The 18,619-nt window shown below is 59.1% G+C and carries 18 protein-coding genes; 6 read left to right on the forward strand and 12 right to left on the reverse strand.

Translation table 11 applies throughout. From position 1 onward, the window contains the following. Window positions 1-164 precede the first annotated feature (164 nt). Window positions 165-560 (reverse strand): hypothetical protein, encoded by a 396-nt coding sequence (locus IEW73_RS03095; protein ID WP_188670577.1) that lies wholly within the window; start codon window positions 558-560, stop codon window positions 165-167. Window positions 561-703: 143 nt separating this feature from the next. Between IEW73_RS03095 and IEW73_RS03100 the strand changes: the two genes are divergently transcribed. Continuing rightward, window positions 704-1,735: an NUDIX hydrolase gene (locus tag IEW73_RS03100; protein WP_188670579.1), complete on the forward strand. Its 1,032-nt coding sequence runs from the start codon at window positions 704-706 to the stop codon at window positions 1,733-1,735. Continuing rightward, window positions 1,732-2,058, forward strand: coding sequence for a tRNA-binding protein (locus IEW73_RS03105; protein ID WP_188670581.1), 327 nt, complete (start codon window positions 1,732-1,734; stop codon window positions 2,056-2,058). The genes IEW73_RS03100 and IEW73_RS03105 overlap by 4 nt, the downstream gene beginning before the upstream one ends. A 38-nt stretch (window positions 2,059-2,096) precedes the next feature. On the opposite strand, the gene IEW73_RS03110 is transcribed toward IEW73_RS03105, so the two are convergent. From IEW73_RS03110 to IEW73_RS03155, 10 genes are all read right to left on the reverse strand, one after another. Further along, window positions 2,097-3,293 (reverse strand): RNA polymerase sigma factor, encoded by a 1,197-nt coding sequence (locus IEW73_RS03110; protein ID WP_188670583.1) that lies wholly within the window; start codon window positions 3,291-3,293, stop codon window positions 2,097-2,099. Between the two features lie 6 nt (window positions 3,294-3,299). Further along, window positions 3,300-3,707, reverse strand: coding sequence for a YciI family protein (locus tag IEW73_RS03115; protein WP_188670586.1), 408 nt, complete (start codon window positions 3,705-3,707; stop codon window positions 3,300-3,302). 84 nt (window positions 3,708-3,791) lie between these two features. Beyond that, a complete protein-coding gene (locus IEW73_RS03120) occupies window positions 3,792-4,235 on the reverse strand; it encodes a hypothetical protein (RefSeq protein WP_188670588.1) in 444 nt (147 codons plus the stop codon). 14 nt (window positions 4,236-4,249) lie between these two features. Then, a complete protein-coding gene (locus tag IEW73_RS03125) occupies window positions 4,250-5,041 on the reverse strand; it encodes an SDR family oxidoreductase (protein WP_188670590.1) in 792 nt (263 codons plus the stop codon). 74 nt (window positions 5,042-5,115) lie between these two features. Next, entirely contained in the window at window positions 5,116-6,024 is a 909-nt protein-coding gene (locus tag IEW73_RS03130; RefSeq protein WP_188670592.1) for an oxidoreductase, read from the reverse strand. A 36-nt stretch (window positions 6,025-6,060) separates the two neighbouring features. Next, window positions 6,061-7,416 (reverse strand): wax ester/triacylglycerol synthase domain-containing protein, encoded by a 1,356-nt coding sequence (locus tag IEW73_RS03135; RefSeq protein ID WP_188670594.1) that lies wholly within the window; start codon window positions 7,414-7,416, stop codon window positions 6,061-6,063. 73 nt (window positions 7,417-7,489) lie between these two features. After that, a complete protein-coding gene (narI, locus tag IEW73_RS03140) occupies window positions 7,490-8,236 on the reverse strand; it encodes a respiratory nitrate reductase subunit gamma (protein WP_188670595.1) in 747 nt (248 codons plus the stop codon). Beyond that, window positions 8,233-8,904: a nitrate reductase molybdenum cofactor assembly chaperone gene (gene narJ / locus IEW73_RS03145; protein WP_229675701.1), complete on the reverse strand. Its 672-nt coding sequence runs from the start codon at window positions 8,902-8,904 to the stop codon at window positions 8,233-8,235. The genes narI and narJ overlap by 4 nt, the downstream gene beginning before the upstream one ends. 23 nt (window positions 8,905-8,927) lie before the next feature. Continuing rightward, window positions 8,928-10,538, reverse strand: coding sequence for a nitrate reductase subunit beta (gene narH / locus IEW73_RS03150; protein ID WP_229675703.1), 1,611 nt, complete (start codon window positions 10,536-10,538; stop codon window positions 8,928-8,930). 8 nt (window positions 10,539-10,546) lie between these two features. Beyond that, window positions 10,547-14,206 carry a nitrate reductase subunit alpha gene (locus IEW73_RS03155; protein ID WP_372433594.1) on the reverse strand — a complete coding sequence of 1,220 codons (3,660 nt, stop codon included), beginning with the start codon at window positions 14,204-14,206 and terminating at the stop codon, window positions 10,547-10,549. 485 nt (window positions 14,207-14,691) lie between these two features. Between IEW73_RS03155 and ehuB the strand changes: the two genes are divergently transcribed. The 4 genes from ehuB to ehuA are packed head-to-tail and all read left to right on the forward strand — an operon-like array spanning window position 14,692 to window position 17,742. Further along, window positions 14,692-15,567: an ectoine/hydroxyectoine ABC transporter substrate-binding protein EhuB gene (gene ehuB, locus IEW73_RS03160; RefSeq protein ID WP_188670601.1), complete on the forward strand. Its 876-nt coding sequence runs from the start codon at window positions 14,692-14,694 to the stop codon at window positions 15,565-15,567. Continuing rightward, window positions 15,560-16,297, forward strand: a complete 738-nt coding sequence (gene ehuC / locus IEW73_RS03165; protein ID WP_188670604.1) for an ectoine/hydroxyectoine ABC transporter permease subunit EhuC — start codon at window positions 15,560-15,562, stop codon at window positions 16,295-16,297. Before ehuB ends, ehuC begins: the two co-directional genes overlap by 8 nt. A gap of 4 nt (window positions 16,298-16,301) precedes the next feature. Further along, window positions 16,302-16,949, forward strand: a complete 648-nt coding sequence (gene ehuD, locus IEW73_RS03170) for an ectoine/hydroxyectoine ABC transporter permease subunit EhuD (protein ID WP_188670606.1) — start codon at window positions 16,302-16,304, stop codon at window positions 16,947-16,949. 31 nt (window positions 16,950-16,980) lie between these two features. Next, the gene (ehuA, locus tag IEW73_RS03175; protein ID WP_188672798.1) at window positions 16,981-17,742 is read left to right on the forward strand and encodes an ectoine/hydroxyectoine ABC transporter ATP-binding protein EhuA; all 762 of its coding nucleotides are present in this window, start codon (window positions 16,981-16,983) and stop codon (window positions 17,740-17,742) included. Window positions 17,743-17,831: 89 nt separating this feature from the next. On the opposite strand, the gene IEW73_RS03180 is transcribed toward ehuA, so the two are convergent. Next, a complete protein-coding gene (locus tag IEW73_RS03180; RefSeq protein ID WP_188670608.1) occupies window positions 17,832-18,581 on the reverse strand; it encodes a hypothetical protein in 750 nt (249 codons plus the stop codon). Window positions 18,582-18,619 lie beyond the last annotated feature (38 nt).

Here is an 18,619-nt window from a genome sequence, read left to right on the forward strand (position 1 = left end):
TGTAAATCACCCGCACATTGTCATCGTGTGCTGACGAATCGTGGTGTGCGGAATCTGGATGGCGCAGGATGAACACAGCGGCTCCGGTCTGTAATTCTGAGCGGGCATTCTTGAGAACGGGCGAATCAGGTTCAGACCTTACGTGGTGCCGCTGACAGTTTTGGTTAATCCTCGATGAGTTTGAGGGCGTAGAGACCAAGGGCCGCAATGACGATGAATGCGGTGCTAGGCATCGACGGGCCAAGTACGGCACCACCAAATGGGTTGCTGAGCAAAACAACCCAGCCGCACACCAAAACTATGAGCAGCATCGAGAATCCGGCCGCACTGACATGCGTGGATCCCACGCTGGGGATTTCTAGTCGCAATGCTCCGCGCCGTGCTTTGCGGCGACGTTCCGCGAGAGCACGCGCGGCCTCAGCGTTGTGGGGGCGCTTGGCCGATCGTTTGGTCGGTCGCTTCGCTGTGTCTCGATAGCTGCGCCGGACCTGATCAGCGGTGTGTGACCTGCGCGGAACCGCGCCGCGAACTGCGCGGTCGGGAGTATTTCTCCCTGCCATGGCCAACACCTCCCCTACGTAACCCTCTACCTTAGGTTGATTGTAGGCACACGGGAACCTCCCCTACTGTGGATTTGTCCGTAATCTGCGTCACGACAAACTCTCAAAACCACTTTCCGCCTTAAGCCGATACCCTGTTAGGCGTGGGAGAACCAAGCGCGCAGCATCCCGAACCCCCCGTACTCACCGACGGGGTCGTCACGCTTCGGCCGTGGACAGACAACGACGTCAACGCCGCAGTTGCAGGCAACGACGACGAACTCACTAGATGGGTGGGTCAAACGTCCCTTAATAATCTTCACGACGCACCAACATGGTCGCGCGAAGCGTTCGCCGATAACCGGCGCGTAGTGAACCTCGTCATCGAACACCAAGACTTACCAGTCGGCTACGTCGAAGTACGCCGCACCGGCGCCACCACCGGCGACCTGCAATGGGCGCTGTTCGCTGGGCATCGGGGACGCGGCCTCGCGACACGATCTCTCGCATTACTCGCTGACTACGCATTCACTGAACTGCACCTTTCTCGGCTGCAAGCGTATGTGGACGTCGACAACCACCGGTCCATACGTCTTGCCACGCGATCAGGTCTGCGCCGTGAAGGGGTCTTGAGGAAGGGCGACGCTCGCGACAACAAAAGTCACGACACCGTAGTTCTGGCGCGGTTGGCAGACGATCCGCCACTGAGAGACCCCGCGGGTTTCCGCGAGATCCTCAATGCCTTCTTGCCGCGCAAACGCGCGATCAGCCAACTTCTCATCAGGGACGATCAAGACCGCGTATTGCTGTGTCAATTGACCTACAAACGCGACTGGGACTTGCCCGGCGGCGTCGTCGAAGTGGGCGAATCACCCCACCTCGCCGCGAGCAGGGAAGCAGAAGAAGAACTAGGAATCACAGTGACGACCGGACCACTGCTCCTCACCGATTGGCTACCGCCATGGGGTGGGTGGGATGACGCTGTGTGCCTCGTTTTTGACGGCGGAACTTACCCACCAACCCTGACCGACCAGATCACCGTCGACGGCAAGGAAATCAAGTCAGCAATGTTCTGCACACCATCGCAAGTGCAGCGACTCTGTGCTGATTTCACTGCCCGCCGAATCGAAGCCGCACTAAATGCCGCACAGGGTGGCGGTACGAACTACACCGAATCAGGGCGCACCACGGCATGAATCTCCCGGAACTTGGACCACTCGACCTGCGAATCGGCACGGTTGTCAGCGCCTACAAACACCCCACAGCGCGAATACCCGCGTACGTCCTGACAATCAACCTTGGCGAACTGGGGACGAAGACGTCCAGCGCACAAATCACCGACCTATACGACGCGTCTAACCTCGTCGGGAGGCAAGTGATCTGTGTCTGCAACCTCGAACCAAAACGTATCGGCGGGGTCACCTCCGAGGTACTGACCATCGGCGCCTACCGCGAAGACGGCGCAGTCAGCCTCATTCGCGTTGACCACCCCGTCGCCGACGGCACCCCGTTGGCTTAAAACCACGTCGGCTTTGAACTACAGCGGCAGGTCAGTCGTCACTGTGTTTCGCCACCGGCACGGATGCTCGCGGCCCGGCGGACAAGGTGGTTGCGCTCAGCTATGTTTGTTGCGAGTCGCGCAGCCTCTGCATACGCTGCTGCCGCAGACGCCAGATCACCGCCGAGTTCATACAGGTAGCCACGGACCGCATGCCAACGATGGCGATCCCCCATCACCGCACCCAGTGCTTCGGTTTCGCGCAACCCCGACGCGGGGCCGAAAACATGCCCAACCACTACCGCCCGACCGAGCACGGCAGCTGGGTCTTGCCGTACTGGGTCGTCTGTGAGGTCGATAAGGTCGTCGTACCAGGCAAGGATCTGCACCCAGTCGGTCTCGTTCGCACTGGCAGCATCATCGTGGAGGGCCGCGATTGCGGCTTCGATCTGATATCGGCCCGGCCGGTAGAGTGCCAGCGCTGACTGGAGGACACGGACTCCCTCGGCTATCTCACGTGTGTCCCACAGTTGACGGTTCTGTCGATCGAGTGTGACGATCCGTCCTTCTTCGTCGAAACGCGCCGCTGACCTTGCGTGGTTGAGAAGCATCAGCGCGAGGAGCCCACGCGCCTCGGGTTCGTCAGTGGCGAGGACGAGTTGCCGTGTGAGACGTATTGCCTCGCATGCCAGGTCGATCCGGCCACCATGACCGACAGTGTAAACAAGGTAGAGAACGCGAAGAACGACAGCGAGGTCGCCGGGCTGGTTGAGGCGGCGCCCCCTTAAGGTTCGCTTCGCCCTGCTGATCCGCTGTGCCATTGTTGACTCTGGAACATAAAACGCATCTGCGATCTCTTTGGTTGTGAGGCCGCCAACTGCGCGCAGTGTCAACGCGACTTGTGAGCCGGGTGCCAGTTCGGGATGGCAACAGCAAAACAGCAGGAATAGTGTGTCGTCGCCTTCTTCGGCCGCGGTGGGGCGAGGTTCGGCGGAAATCAGGTCTTCGCGGCGACGACGAGCAGCCTCGTTACGGCGGGCGTCGACAAGCCGCCTGGTGGCTACCGTCGTAAGCCATGCACTCGGGTTTCGGGGAGGATTTCGGGGCCACGATCGCAGCGCTTCGAGTAACGCTTCCTGTACCGCGTCTTCGGCATCATTGAAATCTTCACCGCGCCGAACAAGCGTCGCCAGCACGCGAGGTGTGAGGCCGCGTAGTTCGCCCTCACACTCCGGTGATCGCGTGATGTCGCCCATGCTGTGTTACTCCGACGGCGCCTCGGACATCACTTCTCGTATGTCGATCCACTCAAACAACGGTGTGCCGCCCGGTCCTGGCTCCGATGAAACATAGGCCGCCAGTTCTACTGCTCTCTCGTGAGACTCGACGTCGATCATGTACCACCCAGCCACAAGATCACTGGTCTCTGGAAGTGGGCCGTCAGTGACGACGGGCGCGGCATCGGGACCTCCGTACCGCACCCATGTTCGGTCTGGAGTGAGGGCCTGCGCGTCAACGAACTCACCGGTGTTGGTCAGAAGTTCGCTGACATGCCGCAGAAAAGCGATGTGTGCGTCAAGGTCCTCAGGTGCCCACTGGTCCATTGGTGGCACACGTCGGTGCGGTTCCGGGCCGCCGCGATAGTGCTTAAGGAGCAAGTACTTCGGCATGATGGTCTCCTGTCGTTGCGGGGCCATGCAGTTGTGGCCCTTCACTAAGTGAGCGAAGCTGGCCCGAACTTTTCGACATCGCCGTCAGTGGGGTGGTTCGGGCTCGTGACCAACGCGCCCCTCGGTGCGGCGATCTTCTTTCATTTCCGCCTCAAACACATGTCTCACACCTTGCACTAGGTTGTCCCGCGCGTGTTTTTCCACCGCCCGGAATGTCGACCAATATCCGTCGTCGAATTCTTCTACGACTTGGAATGTCCACCGCCCGTCCAGAACATTCAAACCGATGAGTTCAGTGCGGATTTTGGCGGCGATGTCGGGGTGACCGGCATTCTCAAACATGGTTGCCGCCTCGTCGAGCTTGATGTCTGCACCGCCGACGAGTTGATGAAAATCGTAAAGGTAGCCCCGTGCACGTTCGACAGTTTCCAGCGCTTCCGATAGCTTGCCCAACGCTTCTACCGTGTTGTCATCCACACCGTCTGGGCGGCGTCTCTGCGATGACTTTGCTACCGGAAACTCTTCCACAGCAACTCTTTTCGTCAGTGTTGTGCGATACGTCGATTCACCGCACGCAACACTCGCAGCGGTGTGAATTGGGCGGTGGTAAACAAGGCGTGCGCTTGTGCACCAACTGGAATATGGGTGGGTTGCGGGAACGGCAACCGTTGCGGCTTTGCGACAGAAAATATCTTGTTCGCGACGTCTTCTGGGCTCAGCCGAACACCAAGCGTCGACATGGACGATGTTTTTTCGTCAGCGATCATGCCGGTGTTCACGAACAGCGGCCACACCGCGCACACCCGGATGTCGTCGTCTTTCCACTCAACATCGAGCGCTTCGGTCAGTCCTCGCACCGCGAATTTTGTTGCCGAGTAGGTGGCGAGTTCGGCTTGGCCGTAGATCGCTGACGCCGAACAAACATTGATGACTTGAGCTTTGGGCGTCACTTTTAGGAAGGGGTAGGCCATGTAGCAGCCGTTGATCACTCCGTCGACGTTCACTCGCACGATTTGCGCTTGCGTATCGAGCGGGATGTCAACGAATCGCCCCGCCCTAAGCAGCCCCGCATTGTTGACGAGCACATCAAGTCGGCCGCTCGTGTGCCCCATGAACTCGTCGAGAACGTCGTGCCACGCATCTGCATCGGTGACGTCGAGGCGACCGCCGACAATGCGTCCGCTCGGCGCAGCACGCATCAAGGATTCGATTCCCTGTTCGTCGACGTCGTAGGCACCCACCAGGTATCCGGCTTTGAGGAACCGCAGCGCCGTTGCCCGGCCAATGCCCGCAGCGGCTCCCGTCACTAGCACCGATGGTCGAGTCTTTGGCATTGTCACGTCCACTTCGTCGCGCAGAAACCGGGCATAACCCTAAGCCTATATCGAACTATTGCAGTCTCGGCTCGTCAGGACAGCGAGTACGTAACTCCGGTGAGTTTTTCACTCTCTACCCATAACTTGGCAGCAAGTTCGGCGTCCTGAGCAGTGCGGGATTTCTTCGCCGGACCGGGCTTCCCGCGGGTTTCAAACAGAGCACGCGGACCGGTGTAGTCCCCCGGTCCCCCGTGATTGATTGCGTGCAGAGTTGGCCACGCACCCGCTGCTGCGGATTGGCTGACGATGCGCGCACCTAGTGGCGCGAGGACTTTTAGAATGCGGTTGCTGCCCATTCCGTCGTCGCTGCCATACAGGCCGGTGGCGGAAAATCCTGGGTGCGCACCACAACTCACCAGAGGTGACCCGGCGGCGCGGGCGCGGCGATCAAGTTCGAGGGTGAACAGAAGGTTGGCGAGCTTCGAGTTTGCGTAGGCCCTGTGGGGGTTGTACCCGCTTGCGGCTTGCAAGTTGTCGAAGTCAAGGTGTGGGCGTTGTTTGTGCGCCACTGATGAGATGGTGACAACTTTGGGTGACGTGGCGGCCAGCAGTTGAGGTAGCAGCCTCCCGGTGAGGGCGAAGTGGCCGAGATGGTTCGTTCCGAACTGCAGTTCAAAACCGTCCACTGTTTCGATACGTGACGGCGGCATCATGACGCCAGCGTTGTTGACTAGCACATCGATCGGTTCGGTTTGGGCTTCGGCAAAGTCTTTCACTGATTCGAGGTCAGCAAGGTTGAGTTCTTCAACGATCACCGACGCCGCAGGGACTTCGTTGATGATGGCTTCAGCAGCAGCTTCGGCCTTTGCCCGATTCCTGCAAACGAGTACCACCGTGTCGCCCGACCGGGCGAGTTCGAGTGCCGTGAAGTATCCGATGCCCGAGTTTGCGCCGGTGATGACGATACGCCGAGAGGTGTGTTCGGCTTGTGGGGAATTCATAACAGCAGCCTACCGACGGTTATGCAGGCTCGCTGTCTACGTGGCGCTGGCTGAGAGGTGTTCGTTGAAAGAATCGATCAACGCAACACGGTATGCCTCGGGGTTGGCCAACGATGAGCGGTCCGCGACAAAGGCAATGCCGAGCCGGTCCTCGAGCGAGGTCACATGGTGGGCGACTGGAGCACGCGGATTGAGCAGCGGCAACCCGTGCGTACGTATAGCCCGTGCGTCGCCAAAGTACATGGGGTTTCGTCCGCGGGGAACATTGACCACGCTTGTTGCGTGGATCGGCTGTTTGGCGGGTATGCGACGGGCCAGAGCGGCCAGAATTCCTGGTGGGATGGCACGGATAATATTTTCGATGTGGACTTGCGGTCCGAGTTGCAGGCGTTGCTTCGTGGTGCTGCTGGTTTGATGGATCTGTCGCAAGCGTTCCCGCGGGTCAGCGATGTGCGTTCCGATGGGCAGCAGAGCACCTGTGATGTCATTGCCAACGTGTTCAGTTGACCCTGCCGCGCGCTGGTGCCCGTGCTTTTGCAGCGCAACAGTAATCGCGCACAGCAAGGGCTTATCGGGAACCTCCGCATAGGTTTGCAGGTACCGGCGCAACGCGCCCGCAACTACGCTCAGTGCCACGTCGTTGATGGTTGAACCGGGCACAAGTTGGCGGATTTTCTGACAATCTTCGAGGCTGACTGTCGTGGCATCAAAGACACGTTCGGTGAACTCGGTGGCCGCCATTTCCTCAGGCGGCAATGCGGTGGTGACTTTGTTTGCCGGTGAAGTCTTCGGCTTCGTTATTGCAGAAACCGCACTGCGGGCGTGTCGTGCAGCGGTCGCGGCCCTTGCTGGCAGTTCACGAACCGCACCGGCGACACTTGGCCTGGCTGCTGTGAGTGTTTGTGCCTCCACAGGAACTTGAACTGCCGCCGCCGAGGTGTCTGGGAAGAGGGTGCGCGCGAATGCAACCAAGGAGGCACCGTCCATTGCCGCGTGCTCTACCCGCAAGATCACACCGATTGCCCCGGTAGGAATTGATGAATCGCCATGGGCGACGCGCATTGCGGAGATGTGCCACGGCGGACGGCCGTGCGGCAGCGGGGTTTCGGCAAGACGGACGAAGTCTCGGCACAAATCAGTCCACGATCCACTACCGCTTAGTTCATGCCAAGAAATGTGATTGCGAACGTCAAAGTGCTGATCCGCTGTCCATGCAGCGTTTCCTAGCCCTAAAGGCGCCGGCGAAATAACATGGTCGAATATTTGGTGGTGAGATATGCGGGCCGTCACGTAGTCGGCTAATTCGACCTCGGTAGTCGGAACATGTTCTGCGCCAGCAGCATCGAAAACATACAGTGACGCCATATTTCGTCGCGGCATTGACTCGGACATGTGGTGTAACAGTGAACTGGTGTTGTCGAGTTTCCGCATACCTCACCTTTACATACAAACTTGCCGCGATGCCCTATTTCTTCGCGCGCACGTCAAGTCCGTTGGCGGATTCCCATGCCTTGTCGTACGGGCTGCTGCCCCGCTTGCTGACGTCTTTGCTGCGGTAGACCACATACGGGCGGAACAAGTATCCGACTGGGGCGCTGAATACGTGGACGAGTCTGGTGTAGGGCCAGATCGTGAAAAGCACCAGTGCAGCGATGGCGTGGAGCGCAAAGCTCGGCGGGATACCGACCATGAGTTCAGGATTGGGGCTGAGAGCGAACACGCTGCGGAACCACGGTGACACGGTTTCGCGGTAGTCGTATCCGCCGCCAAAGATATTGACCCCGATGGTGTTCATCATTCCGGTCAGAATGGTGATACTCAGGACGGTGTACATCACAACATCGCCCTTGGTGGTGGCTTTGCGGATCGCCGAGACTGTGATGCGACGGTAGAGCAGAATACTCAGACCCGTCACCACGGCAAGCCCTGCGAGGGTGCCGGGAATGACCGCGAGGTAGTGATAGGTGTGGTCGGATATCCCAACGGCCTGCGTCCACGATTTCGGGATGCCCAGTCCGCCGATGTGCCCGCCAATGACGGCGAGGAGTCCGAAGTGAAACAGCGGGCTAGCGATTTGCAGCAAGCGGCTTTCGTACATTTGTGACGACCGTGTAGTCCAGCCGAATTGGTCGTGACGGTAGCGCCAAATGTGTCCTAGTGCGAAGGACATCAGTGCGATGTAGGGCAGGATCAGCCACAGCAGGGTGTTCACTGGGGTCCTCCAGTTGGGAAGGCTGGGGTGGGTAGCAGTTGCGCATTGTCGTGCAGGGTGGGGTCGATCGCGTAAGGGTCGAGGCCAACTTCTTCTTCAGGTGGCCCGTCAGCGGCGAGCACCTGAATTTCGGCACGATCGGTGGTGGTCAGCGGTCGCAACGTGGAACACAAGGCGTCCAGAATGTCAGCGTAGGGTGACTCGCTTTCGTGCAAAGACAAGCGCAGAAGCTCGAGCACTGCGCGGTGACGTGCCAAAATGCGTCCCCCTGCGAGTGGATCGGTGGTCGCGGAGAATTCCAATACCACCGGCAGGTAGTCGGGTAGCTCTTGTTCGTCCATGACGACACCAGCGCGGCGGTATGCCTGCTTCATCATCAGCAGCGCTCCCCCGCGCTTACGGGTATCCCCATAGGCGTAGTAGGTCAGATGCAGGCTTGACCTGCGGCGTAGGTCGAAGGTTTCGACGTAGTGTTGCGCCAGAACGAGCGGATCAGCGTGGGTTGCGTGGTCACAGAACTTGCGCAGTTGGTCGCCGACTGGTGTGGGGAGTTCATGTGATGCCTCGACGAGATCGGGCAGCATCACGAGTGTTCGCGGGTGCGGGTAGTCAAGCACGAGAGCGCATATCCGCCAGATGAGGCGGCGCTGCCGGTCGGTGTAGTTCACGGTCTGGTTCTTGCGTAACAGTTTCACTGCACTCGCTCCGGGACGATTCCATACGTCGACTCGCCATCCCAGTTCAGGAGGTTGACCCGAGCTTTCTTGTCTTCCGGTGCCGCTGTGTTTGCGTCTTCTAGGAGGTGGAACTTATCCGCCATCGCATCGAACGCAGTCATGCCCGCTTCGTTCATTCCGGGTCCACCGTCGCTGTTGAGACTGCACTCAGTCGCGATGGCTTCAAGCCGGTGGGCGTCGGAGCTGGCACCCGTGGGAATCACATATCGCTCGTCGTACTTTGCGAGTGCGAGGAGCCGGTACATCGCCTCAATTTCGTAAGTTGATAGCCGCACCGACGCCGCGATAGTGGGATCAATTTCTTCTTTGAGGTTGACCTTGCGCATGTGCGCACGCATCGCGGCGAGGCGCTGCAGTGATGCTCGCACTGGTCCCACGTCTCCCGCGGTGAACAGTTCCGCGAGGTATTCGATGGGGATACGTAGGGCGTCGATTGCGCCGAAGAGGTTGTTTTCGTCCTCTCCGTCCCCGCCAGACTCCGTGATGGCATCAACAACCGGCGACAGTGGTGGGACGTACCAGACCATCGGCATGGTCCTGTATTCCGGGTGCAGAGGTAGCGCGATCTGGTAGTCGGCAATCAGTTTGTACACCGGTGAGTTCTGGGCCGCCTCGATCCAGTCGGCGGAGATGCCGGCCTTTTCGCACGCGTCGACCACTCGGGGGTCGTGCGGGTTGAGGAACACATTGAGTTGGGCCGGGTACAGGTCTTTATCGTCGGGAACCTGGGTGGCCTCGGTGACGGCATCTGCGTCGTACAGCATCACACCGATGTAGCGCAGGCGGCCGACACAGGTTTCAGAGCAGATCGTTGGCATTCCCACTTCGACGCGGGGGTAGCAGAACGTACATTTTTCGGCTTTCCCGGTTTTGTGGTTGAAGTAGATCTTCTTGTACGGACACCCGGTGACGCATTGACGCCATCCGCGACATTTGTCCTGGTCGACCAGCACGATGCCGTCTTCGGCACGCTTGTAGATTGCACCCGATGGGCAGGATGCGGCGCAGGACGGGTTGAGGCAATGCTCGCAAATGCGGGGCAGGTAGAACATGAAGGTTTGATCAAACTCTAGGGTGATCTTTTCGTTCACCCGCTGCAGAATCGGATCTAGTCCGACCTGCTCAGGACCACCGCCGAGGTCGTCATCCCAGTTGGCGCCCCACGTTACTTTGGTGTCTTCGCCCGTGATGGCAGATTTCGGTCGCGCCACTGGGGTGGTGTCCATGGGACCGGAACCGAGGATCGTGCTGTAGTCATACGTCCACGGTTCGTAGTAGTCCGAGACTGTGGGGAGGTCGGGGTTGGCAAAAATGTTGCCAAGTCGCTTCAGCCGGGAACCGGATTTGAGTGTCACCTTCCCGCGCTTCGTGCGAGTCCAGCCACCTTTCCAGCGTTCCTGGTCCTGGTACTGACGGGGATATCCCTGTCCCGGGCGGGTTTCAACGTTGTTGAACCACGCGTACTCCACCCCTGACCTGTTGGTCCACGCCTGCTTGCAGGTGACGGAACAGGTATGACACCCAATACATTTGTCCAGGTTCATCACCATGGCTATCTGTGCCATAGGTTTCATCAGTACTGCACCTCCTGCGCGCGGCGACGAATTGTGGTGACCTCGTCGCGCTGATTCCCCGTGGGACCGTGGTAGTTGATGGCGAACGACTGCTGTGCGTAGCCGCCGATCATGTGAGTGGGTTTGATCATGATGCGAGTGAGCGCGTTGTGGATGCCGCCTCGCTTTCCTGTGCGTTCGATGCGCGGGACGTCCACGGCACGGTCCTGTGCGTGATACATGAATACAGTTCCCTCGGGCATGCGGTGGCTGACGATGGCGCGAGCGACCACAACACCGTTGCGGTTGACGGCTTCGATCCAGTCGTTGTCTTTGATGCCGATCTTTTCTGCGTCGATCGCGGACATCCAGATTGATTGCCCACCACGCGACAGTGTGAGCATGTGCAGGTTGTCCTGGTAAGCCGAGTGGATGGACCACTTGGAGTGCGGGGTGAGGTACCGCACGGTGACGCCAGCTGTGCCTTCCCGGTTAGCGACATCTCCGATTCGTGGTTCGCTGAACAGCGCCGTCATATCGAGCGGTGGCCTAAAGATGGGCAGTTGCTCCCCGAGTTCCGCCATCCAGTCGTGGTCGAGGTAAAAGTGTTGCCGTCCGGTCAAGGTGTGCCACGGTTTGAGGCGTTCCACATTGATGGTGAACGGTGAGTACCGCCGTCCACCTGATTCTGAGCCCGACCATTCAGGTGACGTGATGACGGGAACCGGGCGTGCTTGGGTGTCCGCGAAGGTGATGCGTTTACCTTCGTGTTCAGCGGAAAGATCCGCGAGTTGAGTGCCGGTTCTGGTCTCCAGGCTCTGGAAGCCTTCCGTCGCTAGGCGTCCGTTAGTTGTTCCTGACAGCGCCAGGATCGCCTCTGCCGCGTGGGTGTCTTTCTTCAACGACGGGCGGCCAGCTGCGGGGCCTGTCGGAATGACGCCGTTGGCTGCTTTGAGGTGTTCCACTTCCTCACCCGGATAGGTGGTGACACCCTTGACGGTCAACCCAATTTCTTCCACGAGAGGCCCCAGCGCCCCGAGCTTTTCTGCGATGGCAGAGTAGTCACGTTCGACCACAGTAAGTTTGGGCATCGTCTTACCTGGAATGGGTTCGCATTCGCCCTTCTTCCAGTCTTTGACGGTGCCGCCTGGTTGCGCGGTGGCATCGTTGGTGTCGTGCATGAGGGGCGTCGCGACAATGTCTTTTCGCACACCAAGGTGCTTTTCTGCTAGCCAGCCGAACCCGCGAGCAATGCGGTGAAACGCATCGAAATCGGTTTTTGATTCCCATGGCGGGCTAATTGCTGGCGAGAACGCGTGCACAAAGGGGTGCATATCGGTGCTCGACAGGTCATGTTTTTCGTACCAGGTGGCCGCGGGCAGAACGATGTCGGAAAACAGGGTCGTGGAGGTCATCCGGAAGTCGAGCGACAACAAGAGGTCGAGCTTTCCTACTGGTGCCTCATCTCGCCACTTCACATCCTCGGGGCGGATTCCTTCAGCATCAGTGGCCCGCAGGTTGGTGTCTGCGCCGAGAAGGTGCTTGAGGAAGTACTCGTTACCCTTCGCTGAGGAGCCGAGCAGATTGGATCTCCACACCGTCAGCACCCGTGGGAAGTTCTCCGGCGCGTCTGGGTCTTCGCACGCGAACTCCAGGTGGCCGGACTTGAGGCCGTCAACGACGTGTTCTGCGGGGTCCTTGCCGAGACGTTCAGCGTCATCGACGAGGTCTAAGGGGTTGCGGTTGAACGTGGGGTAGGACGGCATCCAACCCAGCCGGGTCGCTAGCGCAATGTTGTCTGCTGCTGTCCTGCCCTTGAACGCGCCCTTGGCAAGTGGCGATGCCACAACCTCCGAGGTGAAGGGGTCGTAGCGCCACTGTGATGAGGCGAGGTACCAGAAGATGGTGCCTTGCATTTGCCTCGGCGGCCGCGACCAGTCCAGGCCGAACGCCAATGTTCCCCACCCGGTCAGCGGTCGGCATTTTTCCTGGCCCACGTAGTGAGCCCATCCGCCGCCGTTGACGCCCTGGCAGCCGGTGAGCAGCGTCAAGGCCAGGAAGGAGCGGTAGATCTGGTCGGAGTGGAACCAGTGGTTTGTGCCCGCTCCCATCAGGATCATGGACCGTCCGCCAGAGCGATCCGCGTTGTCAGCGAACTCGCGGGCAACCTTGATAGCCGATTTCGCCTTTACCCCGGTGATCGTTTCCTGCCACGCGGGTGTGTAGGGCTGTGTGGCGTCGTCGTAACCTGTGGGCCACGAACCGGGAAGCCCGTCGCGGTAGACGCCGTACTGGGCAAGCATGAGATCAAACACGGTGGTGACTCGTTTGCCGGCCACCATTCGCGTCGGTACACCGCGGACCAGAACCTCAGGAGTTGAGGTATCAAAGCGCGGAAGTTTTACTCGCGCCGTCTCGCTTGAACCATGCAAGGTGAGGACTGGGGTGACGCCGCCGAGGTCGAGATTCCATTTGCCCTTCCCCGAGGGGGTGAAGCGGTGACCCAATGAGCCGTTGGGCACAAACGGGTCGCCGGTTTCAGCATTGAGCAGGACCGTTTTGAACTCTGCGCCTTCAGAATTCGAACCAAGGTCTTGAGCTGTGAGGAATTTGCCCGGCACGAACTCACCGTCGCGCTCCTCCACCGTCACCAGGTATGGGAGATCGGTGAATTGACGGACATACTCCATGAACCGTGGGGTTGTCTTGTCGACAAAGAACTCTTTGAGAATGACGTGACCCATCGACATCGCAAGTGCGCCGTCAGTTCCAGGTCGTGCTGGCAACCACTCGTCCGCGAACTTGGTGTTGTCCGCGTAGTCGGGTGACACCACAATGACTTTCTGACCGCGGTACCGCGCCTCGGTCATGTAGTGGGCGTCGGGTGTGCGGGTAACGGGCACATTTGAGCCCCACATGATGAGGTATCCCGCATCGAACCAGTCCGCTGACTCGGGAACGTCTGTCTGGTCGCCAAACACCTGAGGTGATGCCTCGGGAAGGTCTGCGTACCAGTCGTAGAACGACAACATGGTCCCACCGAGCAGCGACACAAAACGGGCGCCAATTGCATGCGACACCATCGACATCGCAGGAATGGGTGAGAAACCAGCAACCCTGTCCGGGCCGTATTTCTTAATGGTGTGCACATGTGCGGCAGCAACCATTTCTGCCGCTTCCCACCATTCAGCGCGAACAAATCCGCCTTTTCCGCGCGAAGACTTGTAGCGCTTCGACTTCTCCGGGTCCTCCGCAACATCAGCCCACGCCAACACCGGGTCTTTCAGACGTTCCTTTGACTCGCGGTACATCTCCAGCAAAGTTCCGCGTACATACGGATAGCGAACGCGCGCAGGCGAATACGTGTACCACGAGAATGATGCTCCACGTGGGCAACCGCGAGGCTCGTACTCGGGCTTATCTGGGCCGATTGACGGGTAGTCCGTTTGTTGGGACTCCCAGGTGATGATCCCGTCCTTGACGTAAATCTTCCAGGAACACGAACCGGTGCAGTTCACACCGTGGGTGGAACGCACGACTTTGTCGTAGGACATCCGGTCGCGATAGAACGCATCTGCTTGGCGACCACCCGACTTCTCGATGGTGCGCAGATCCGGGGATGTTTCTCCGCGTTGAAAGTGGCGCCCTAGATTCAGGAGCGATTCGGCTATATCGGTCACAACTGTCCTTTCGAACAGCGCACAACAAGGTGCAAACTGCGATGGGCTGAGCAGGTTCCCATGACCCTATAGAGCCTCTGACCTGCGAATCAACGCTCAAAACGTGTCGCACATGCCCGTATTTTCCGGCGTGCGGTAGCCGCAACACAGCAGTTACACCGCTGTTGGACATTTCCCAACATCGCGGCAGATAGCGAACCGTTTTAGCTCACCCTGTGTGATCTGGGTCATGTGTTCTAGGTGAGCTGATGAGAACAAAGAATTAACAACACATTCCCTGCTTACGACGTCACGGAACAGTCACGCTTGCCGAATTCCGCACCAACCGATTTATGCGTCGCCGATATGGTCGGCAGGTACCCCCTTGGCGCGGACACCACAACGAGCATGCGAGTCACATTCACAGAGTTACCTCTACGACGCCTCGCGAGTCCGGTGCATGACCACCTCACTCGTATGCCAAAACCAAGTAAGGAACCTTTTTCATGGCACAACTCTCCATACGGAAAACAGCAATAGTTGTTGGCCCACTCTCTGCCGCAGCACTATTAGCAGGCTGCTCCTCAGGTTCGGTAAGCGTCGAAGATCTGCAGGAGGAAGGGAAAATCACCGTAGGGTTCGCCGGTGAAGCGCCCTACAGCTTCGAAGACAACGGCCAACTCACTGGCGGAACAGTCGAACTCCACCGGGAAATCTTCGGTGCGCTCGGAATCGACGAAGTTGAAGGCGTGCAGACTGAGTTCGGGTCACTTATTCCCGGCCTCAACGCTGGTCGCTTCGATGCCGTCAGCGCGGGAATGTCCATCCTCCCCGACCGGTGCGAGCAAGCACTGTTCAGCGAACCCGAGATTGTTTACACCACCGCTCTGATGGTGCCGGAAGGCAACCCACAAGGCCTATCCGACATGCAGTCCCTTGCCGATGCGGGAGCACGCATTGTCGCCCTCACCGGTGCAATCGAGGTGGACTACGCAGGAGAACTCGGTATTGACGTAACCCCAGTGGGCAACCCCATTGACGGAATGGATGCCGTCATCCAAGGCCGCGCCGACGCGTTCGCACTCACAGGCGTATCGCTGAACCACATGAAGAACACCCGACCTGAAGCGCCCGTGGAGGTGACTGAGTCCTTCGTCGCCGTCATCAACGGCGTTCCGCAGGTGGGTGCCGGAGGTACCGTCTTCAGGCAGGACGACGCTGAACTGCGTGACGCCTACAACGAACAACTCGCCGAGATCAAAGCCGACCCAGAACGCTGGTTGGCCATCATGGAACCGTTTGGGTTCAGCATCAACGAACTCCCCGGCCCCGAACTGACCACCGAGCAGCTGTGCGCCGGTGTTCAAGAGCTCGATGAGTAATCTCGACGCGCTCGTAGCGGCGCTGCCCCGCATCGTCGACGGCATCATTGTCACCGTGCAGTTGACGCTTGGCGGGGCGGCGCTAGCCCTCGCTGTTGCCGTGGTGTTCGGCATCTCAGCCCGAACCCCCAACCGGCTCATCCGATACAGCGCCCGCACCGTCATTGAGGTATTGCGCGGAACATCGCTGCTCGTCCAACTCTTTTGGCTGTTCTTCGTCCTTCCCGCGTTCGGGATACGCCTCGAACCGATCCTTGTAGGCATCCTCGCCCTCGGATTGAACTACGGGGCCTACGGCGCCGAAGTGGTACGCGGATCCCTCAACGCCGTGCCGAAAGTCCAGTGGGAAGCAGCGATCGCCCTGAACTTCAGCCCAGCACAACGCATGCGGCGAGTCATCTTCCCCCAGGCGTGGGTGCTGATGATTCCAGCGCTAGCGAACCTGCTCATTCACTTGCTTAAGGGCACCGCAATTGCCACTGCGATCACGTTGCAGGACCTGACGTTCCGCATCGACCGACTTCGGGAAACGACCGGTGATACTTTCTTCGCCTTCGGCATTGCACTACTGATCTACTTCGTCCTCGCCTACATCCTCACGTTGTTTATGCACATCGTGGAAGCGCGGGCGAAACACCGCCTCGGACGCGGACCGTCGATGCGAGAAATCTTCAAGCTGAAGCCCGACACGCTCACCGCCGAACTCGCCATCGCGAAACGAAAGGACTGAGCGCATGTGGAGTTGGCAACATGCCTGGGATTCAATACCGGTGCTGCTCGAAGGTTTTCGCATCACCGTGTTCGTCACAATCGTGGCCTTCGCGATCGCCGCCGCTGTGGGATTGATAGTCGCAGTCCTGCGAATCGCGCTCCCACGCTGGCTGATCTTTCCCATCAGCGCCATGATGGAGTTCGTCCGGCTCACGCCCTTGGTCGTGCAGCTGCTTTTCGTGTTCTACGCCGTACCGCCTTCCATTTCGGGCATTCAAGTCGGCATCATTGTGCTGGGGATTCATTACTCCGCATACATGGCCGAGGTGTACCGCGCAGGCATCGAAGACGTGCCCACGGGCCAGTGGGAGGCCGCACGAGCCCTATCGATGTCCACGAGCCGCACCTGGCGAGCCGTGATTCTCCCGCAGGCGATCCGCCGCATCGTCCCGTCCCTCGGCAACTATGCAGTCTCGATGTTCAAAGACACACCATTCTTGTTCGTCATCTTCGTGGCCGAAATGGTGACCCGCGCCCAGCAATACGGTGGGCAGACATTCCGCTACGTAGAACCCATCACACTCGCGGGAATCATCTTCCTCATCGCCAGTTTGATCACCGCCTACTTCATTCGACGTCTGGAAAGCCACTATGACAAACAGCCTGGATAGCGTTCCCACCCCACCCACCGCGAAATCGTCGATGATCTACTTCGACGACGTCGTCAAACAATTCGGGGACAATGTTGTTTTGAACCACCTGGACTTTTCCGTGGAACGAGGCCAGCGGGTCACCCTCATCGGTCCTAGCGGTTCAGGCAAGACGACCATCCTGCGACTACTCATGACGCTCGAAAAGGTCAATGAGGGAACAATTTGGGTTGCGGGAGAACCGTTCTCGCACGAAACACGTCGCGGAAAACTGGTCCCGGCCAGCGAGAAATACCTCCGCCAGGCACGAAAGCGCATCGGGATGGTTTTTCAGCACTTCAACCTTTTCCCCAACATGACGGTCATGGAGAACCTCACCGAAGGTCCCATTCATGTTTTGGGTCGCGACAAAGCCACCGCCGTCGAACGGGGCCGTGAACTGCTCGCAACGGTAGGGCTGTCCGATAAAGAAAACGCCCACCCGTCCCAGCTTTCGGGCGGACAACAACAACGGGTAGCTATCGCACGAGCGCTGGCGATGGATCCTGACATCTTGCTGCTCGACGAAGTGACATCAGCGCTTGACCCGGAGCTCGTCGTAGGTGTGCTCAATGTTCTGCGCAAGATCGCAGACACCACAGACATCACCATGCTCATCGTCACCCACGAGATGCAGTTTGCCCGCGACGTTTCCGACCGCGTCCTAATGTTCGACAAAGGGCGCATTCTCGAAGACGGATCACCCGATCAGATCTTCACCCAACCTGAGCACGACCGCACCCGAAGCTTCCTCAAAGCCGTCGTAAGCCACTGAGGCGCGATCACCCCGTGCGGGGCGGTTGGTGAATTCATCATGAATCTACCAACCGCCGTTTTCACCTCAGAGGGTCGTCTGACAACCAATTAAACACAGAGCCCATCGTTGGTAACGCCTCGCGCACACAGAACCGTGCGCTCAACTGTGCGCAACGCCAGTGTTCCGGCTTCCTCCATTCCAAACACAACCAACCGGTAGCCAAGCACCGAGTCGTCGCCGAGGCCAATGACGTCAAAAGTCACCTCATGCAAATCGCCCGTTGTTCCTGGCGCGGTCTGCACAACACGCGATGGTGGCTCCTCCGATGTGTACACGTCGGCCACAGACTCACCAATTTCGGTGATGTCGTTACCCTCGATCCGACCAATATCGGCAATGACTTCGCTCGTCACGTCATCAGTGGACCCAAGGTAGGCCAACTCCTGCGCGGCGATCCAACCTTCCCGGCTATCGTCTGACGGATCAACGATGCCGAACCACGTGGATCCATCGTCGAGTGTGCGATTGACACCCGTGGCAATGAGCCCGGTGGCAAGTGGGTCAATTTCGGCGAGACTGTCAGCACCGGGCCGCGCGAACAAGGGGGCGCTGCCTTCGTGGTCGACACCGACAATGGCCAGTTCTGCGCCCTCCTCTGGTCCGAAGAAGCTCGGTTCGCCAGGAAGGTCGTTGGGATCAGCGGGCGGCGTTGTTTCCGTTGCTGTTTCCGTCACCGTTTCCGTTGGTGCCGCTGTGGGGTCAGGAGCGTCGGCGTCGTTGGCGCTTGTGCAGCCCGCAAGCAGCAGCGCGGACGCGGAAATACCTACTAGGGCGCGTGTGCGCATACGTATAGTCATCCTTTGACTCTACGATTTGCGGGTAGTGCCGTCATCGA

This window comes from Hoyosella rhizosphaerae (assembly GCF_014643175.1).
Lineage (GTDB): Bacteria > Actinomycetota > Actinomycetes > Mycobacteriales > Mycobacteriaceae > Lolliginicoccus > Lolliginicoccus rhizosphaerae.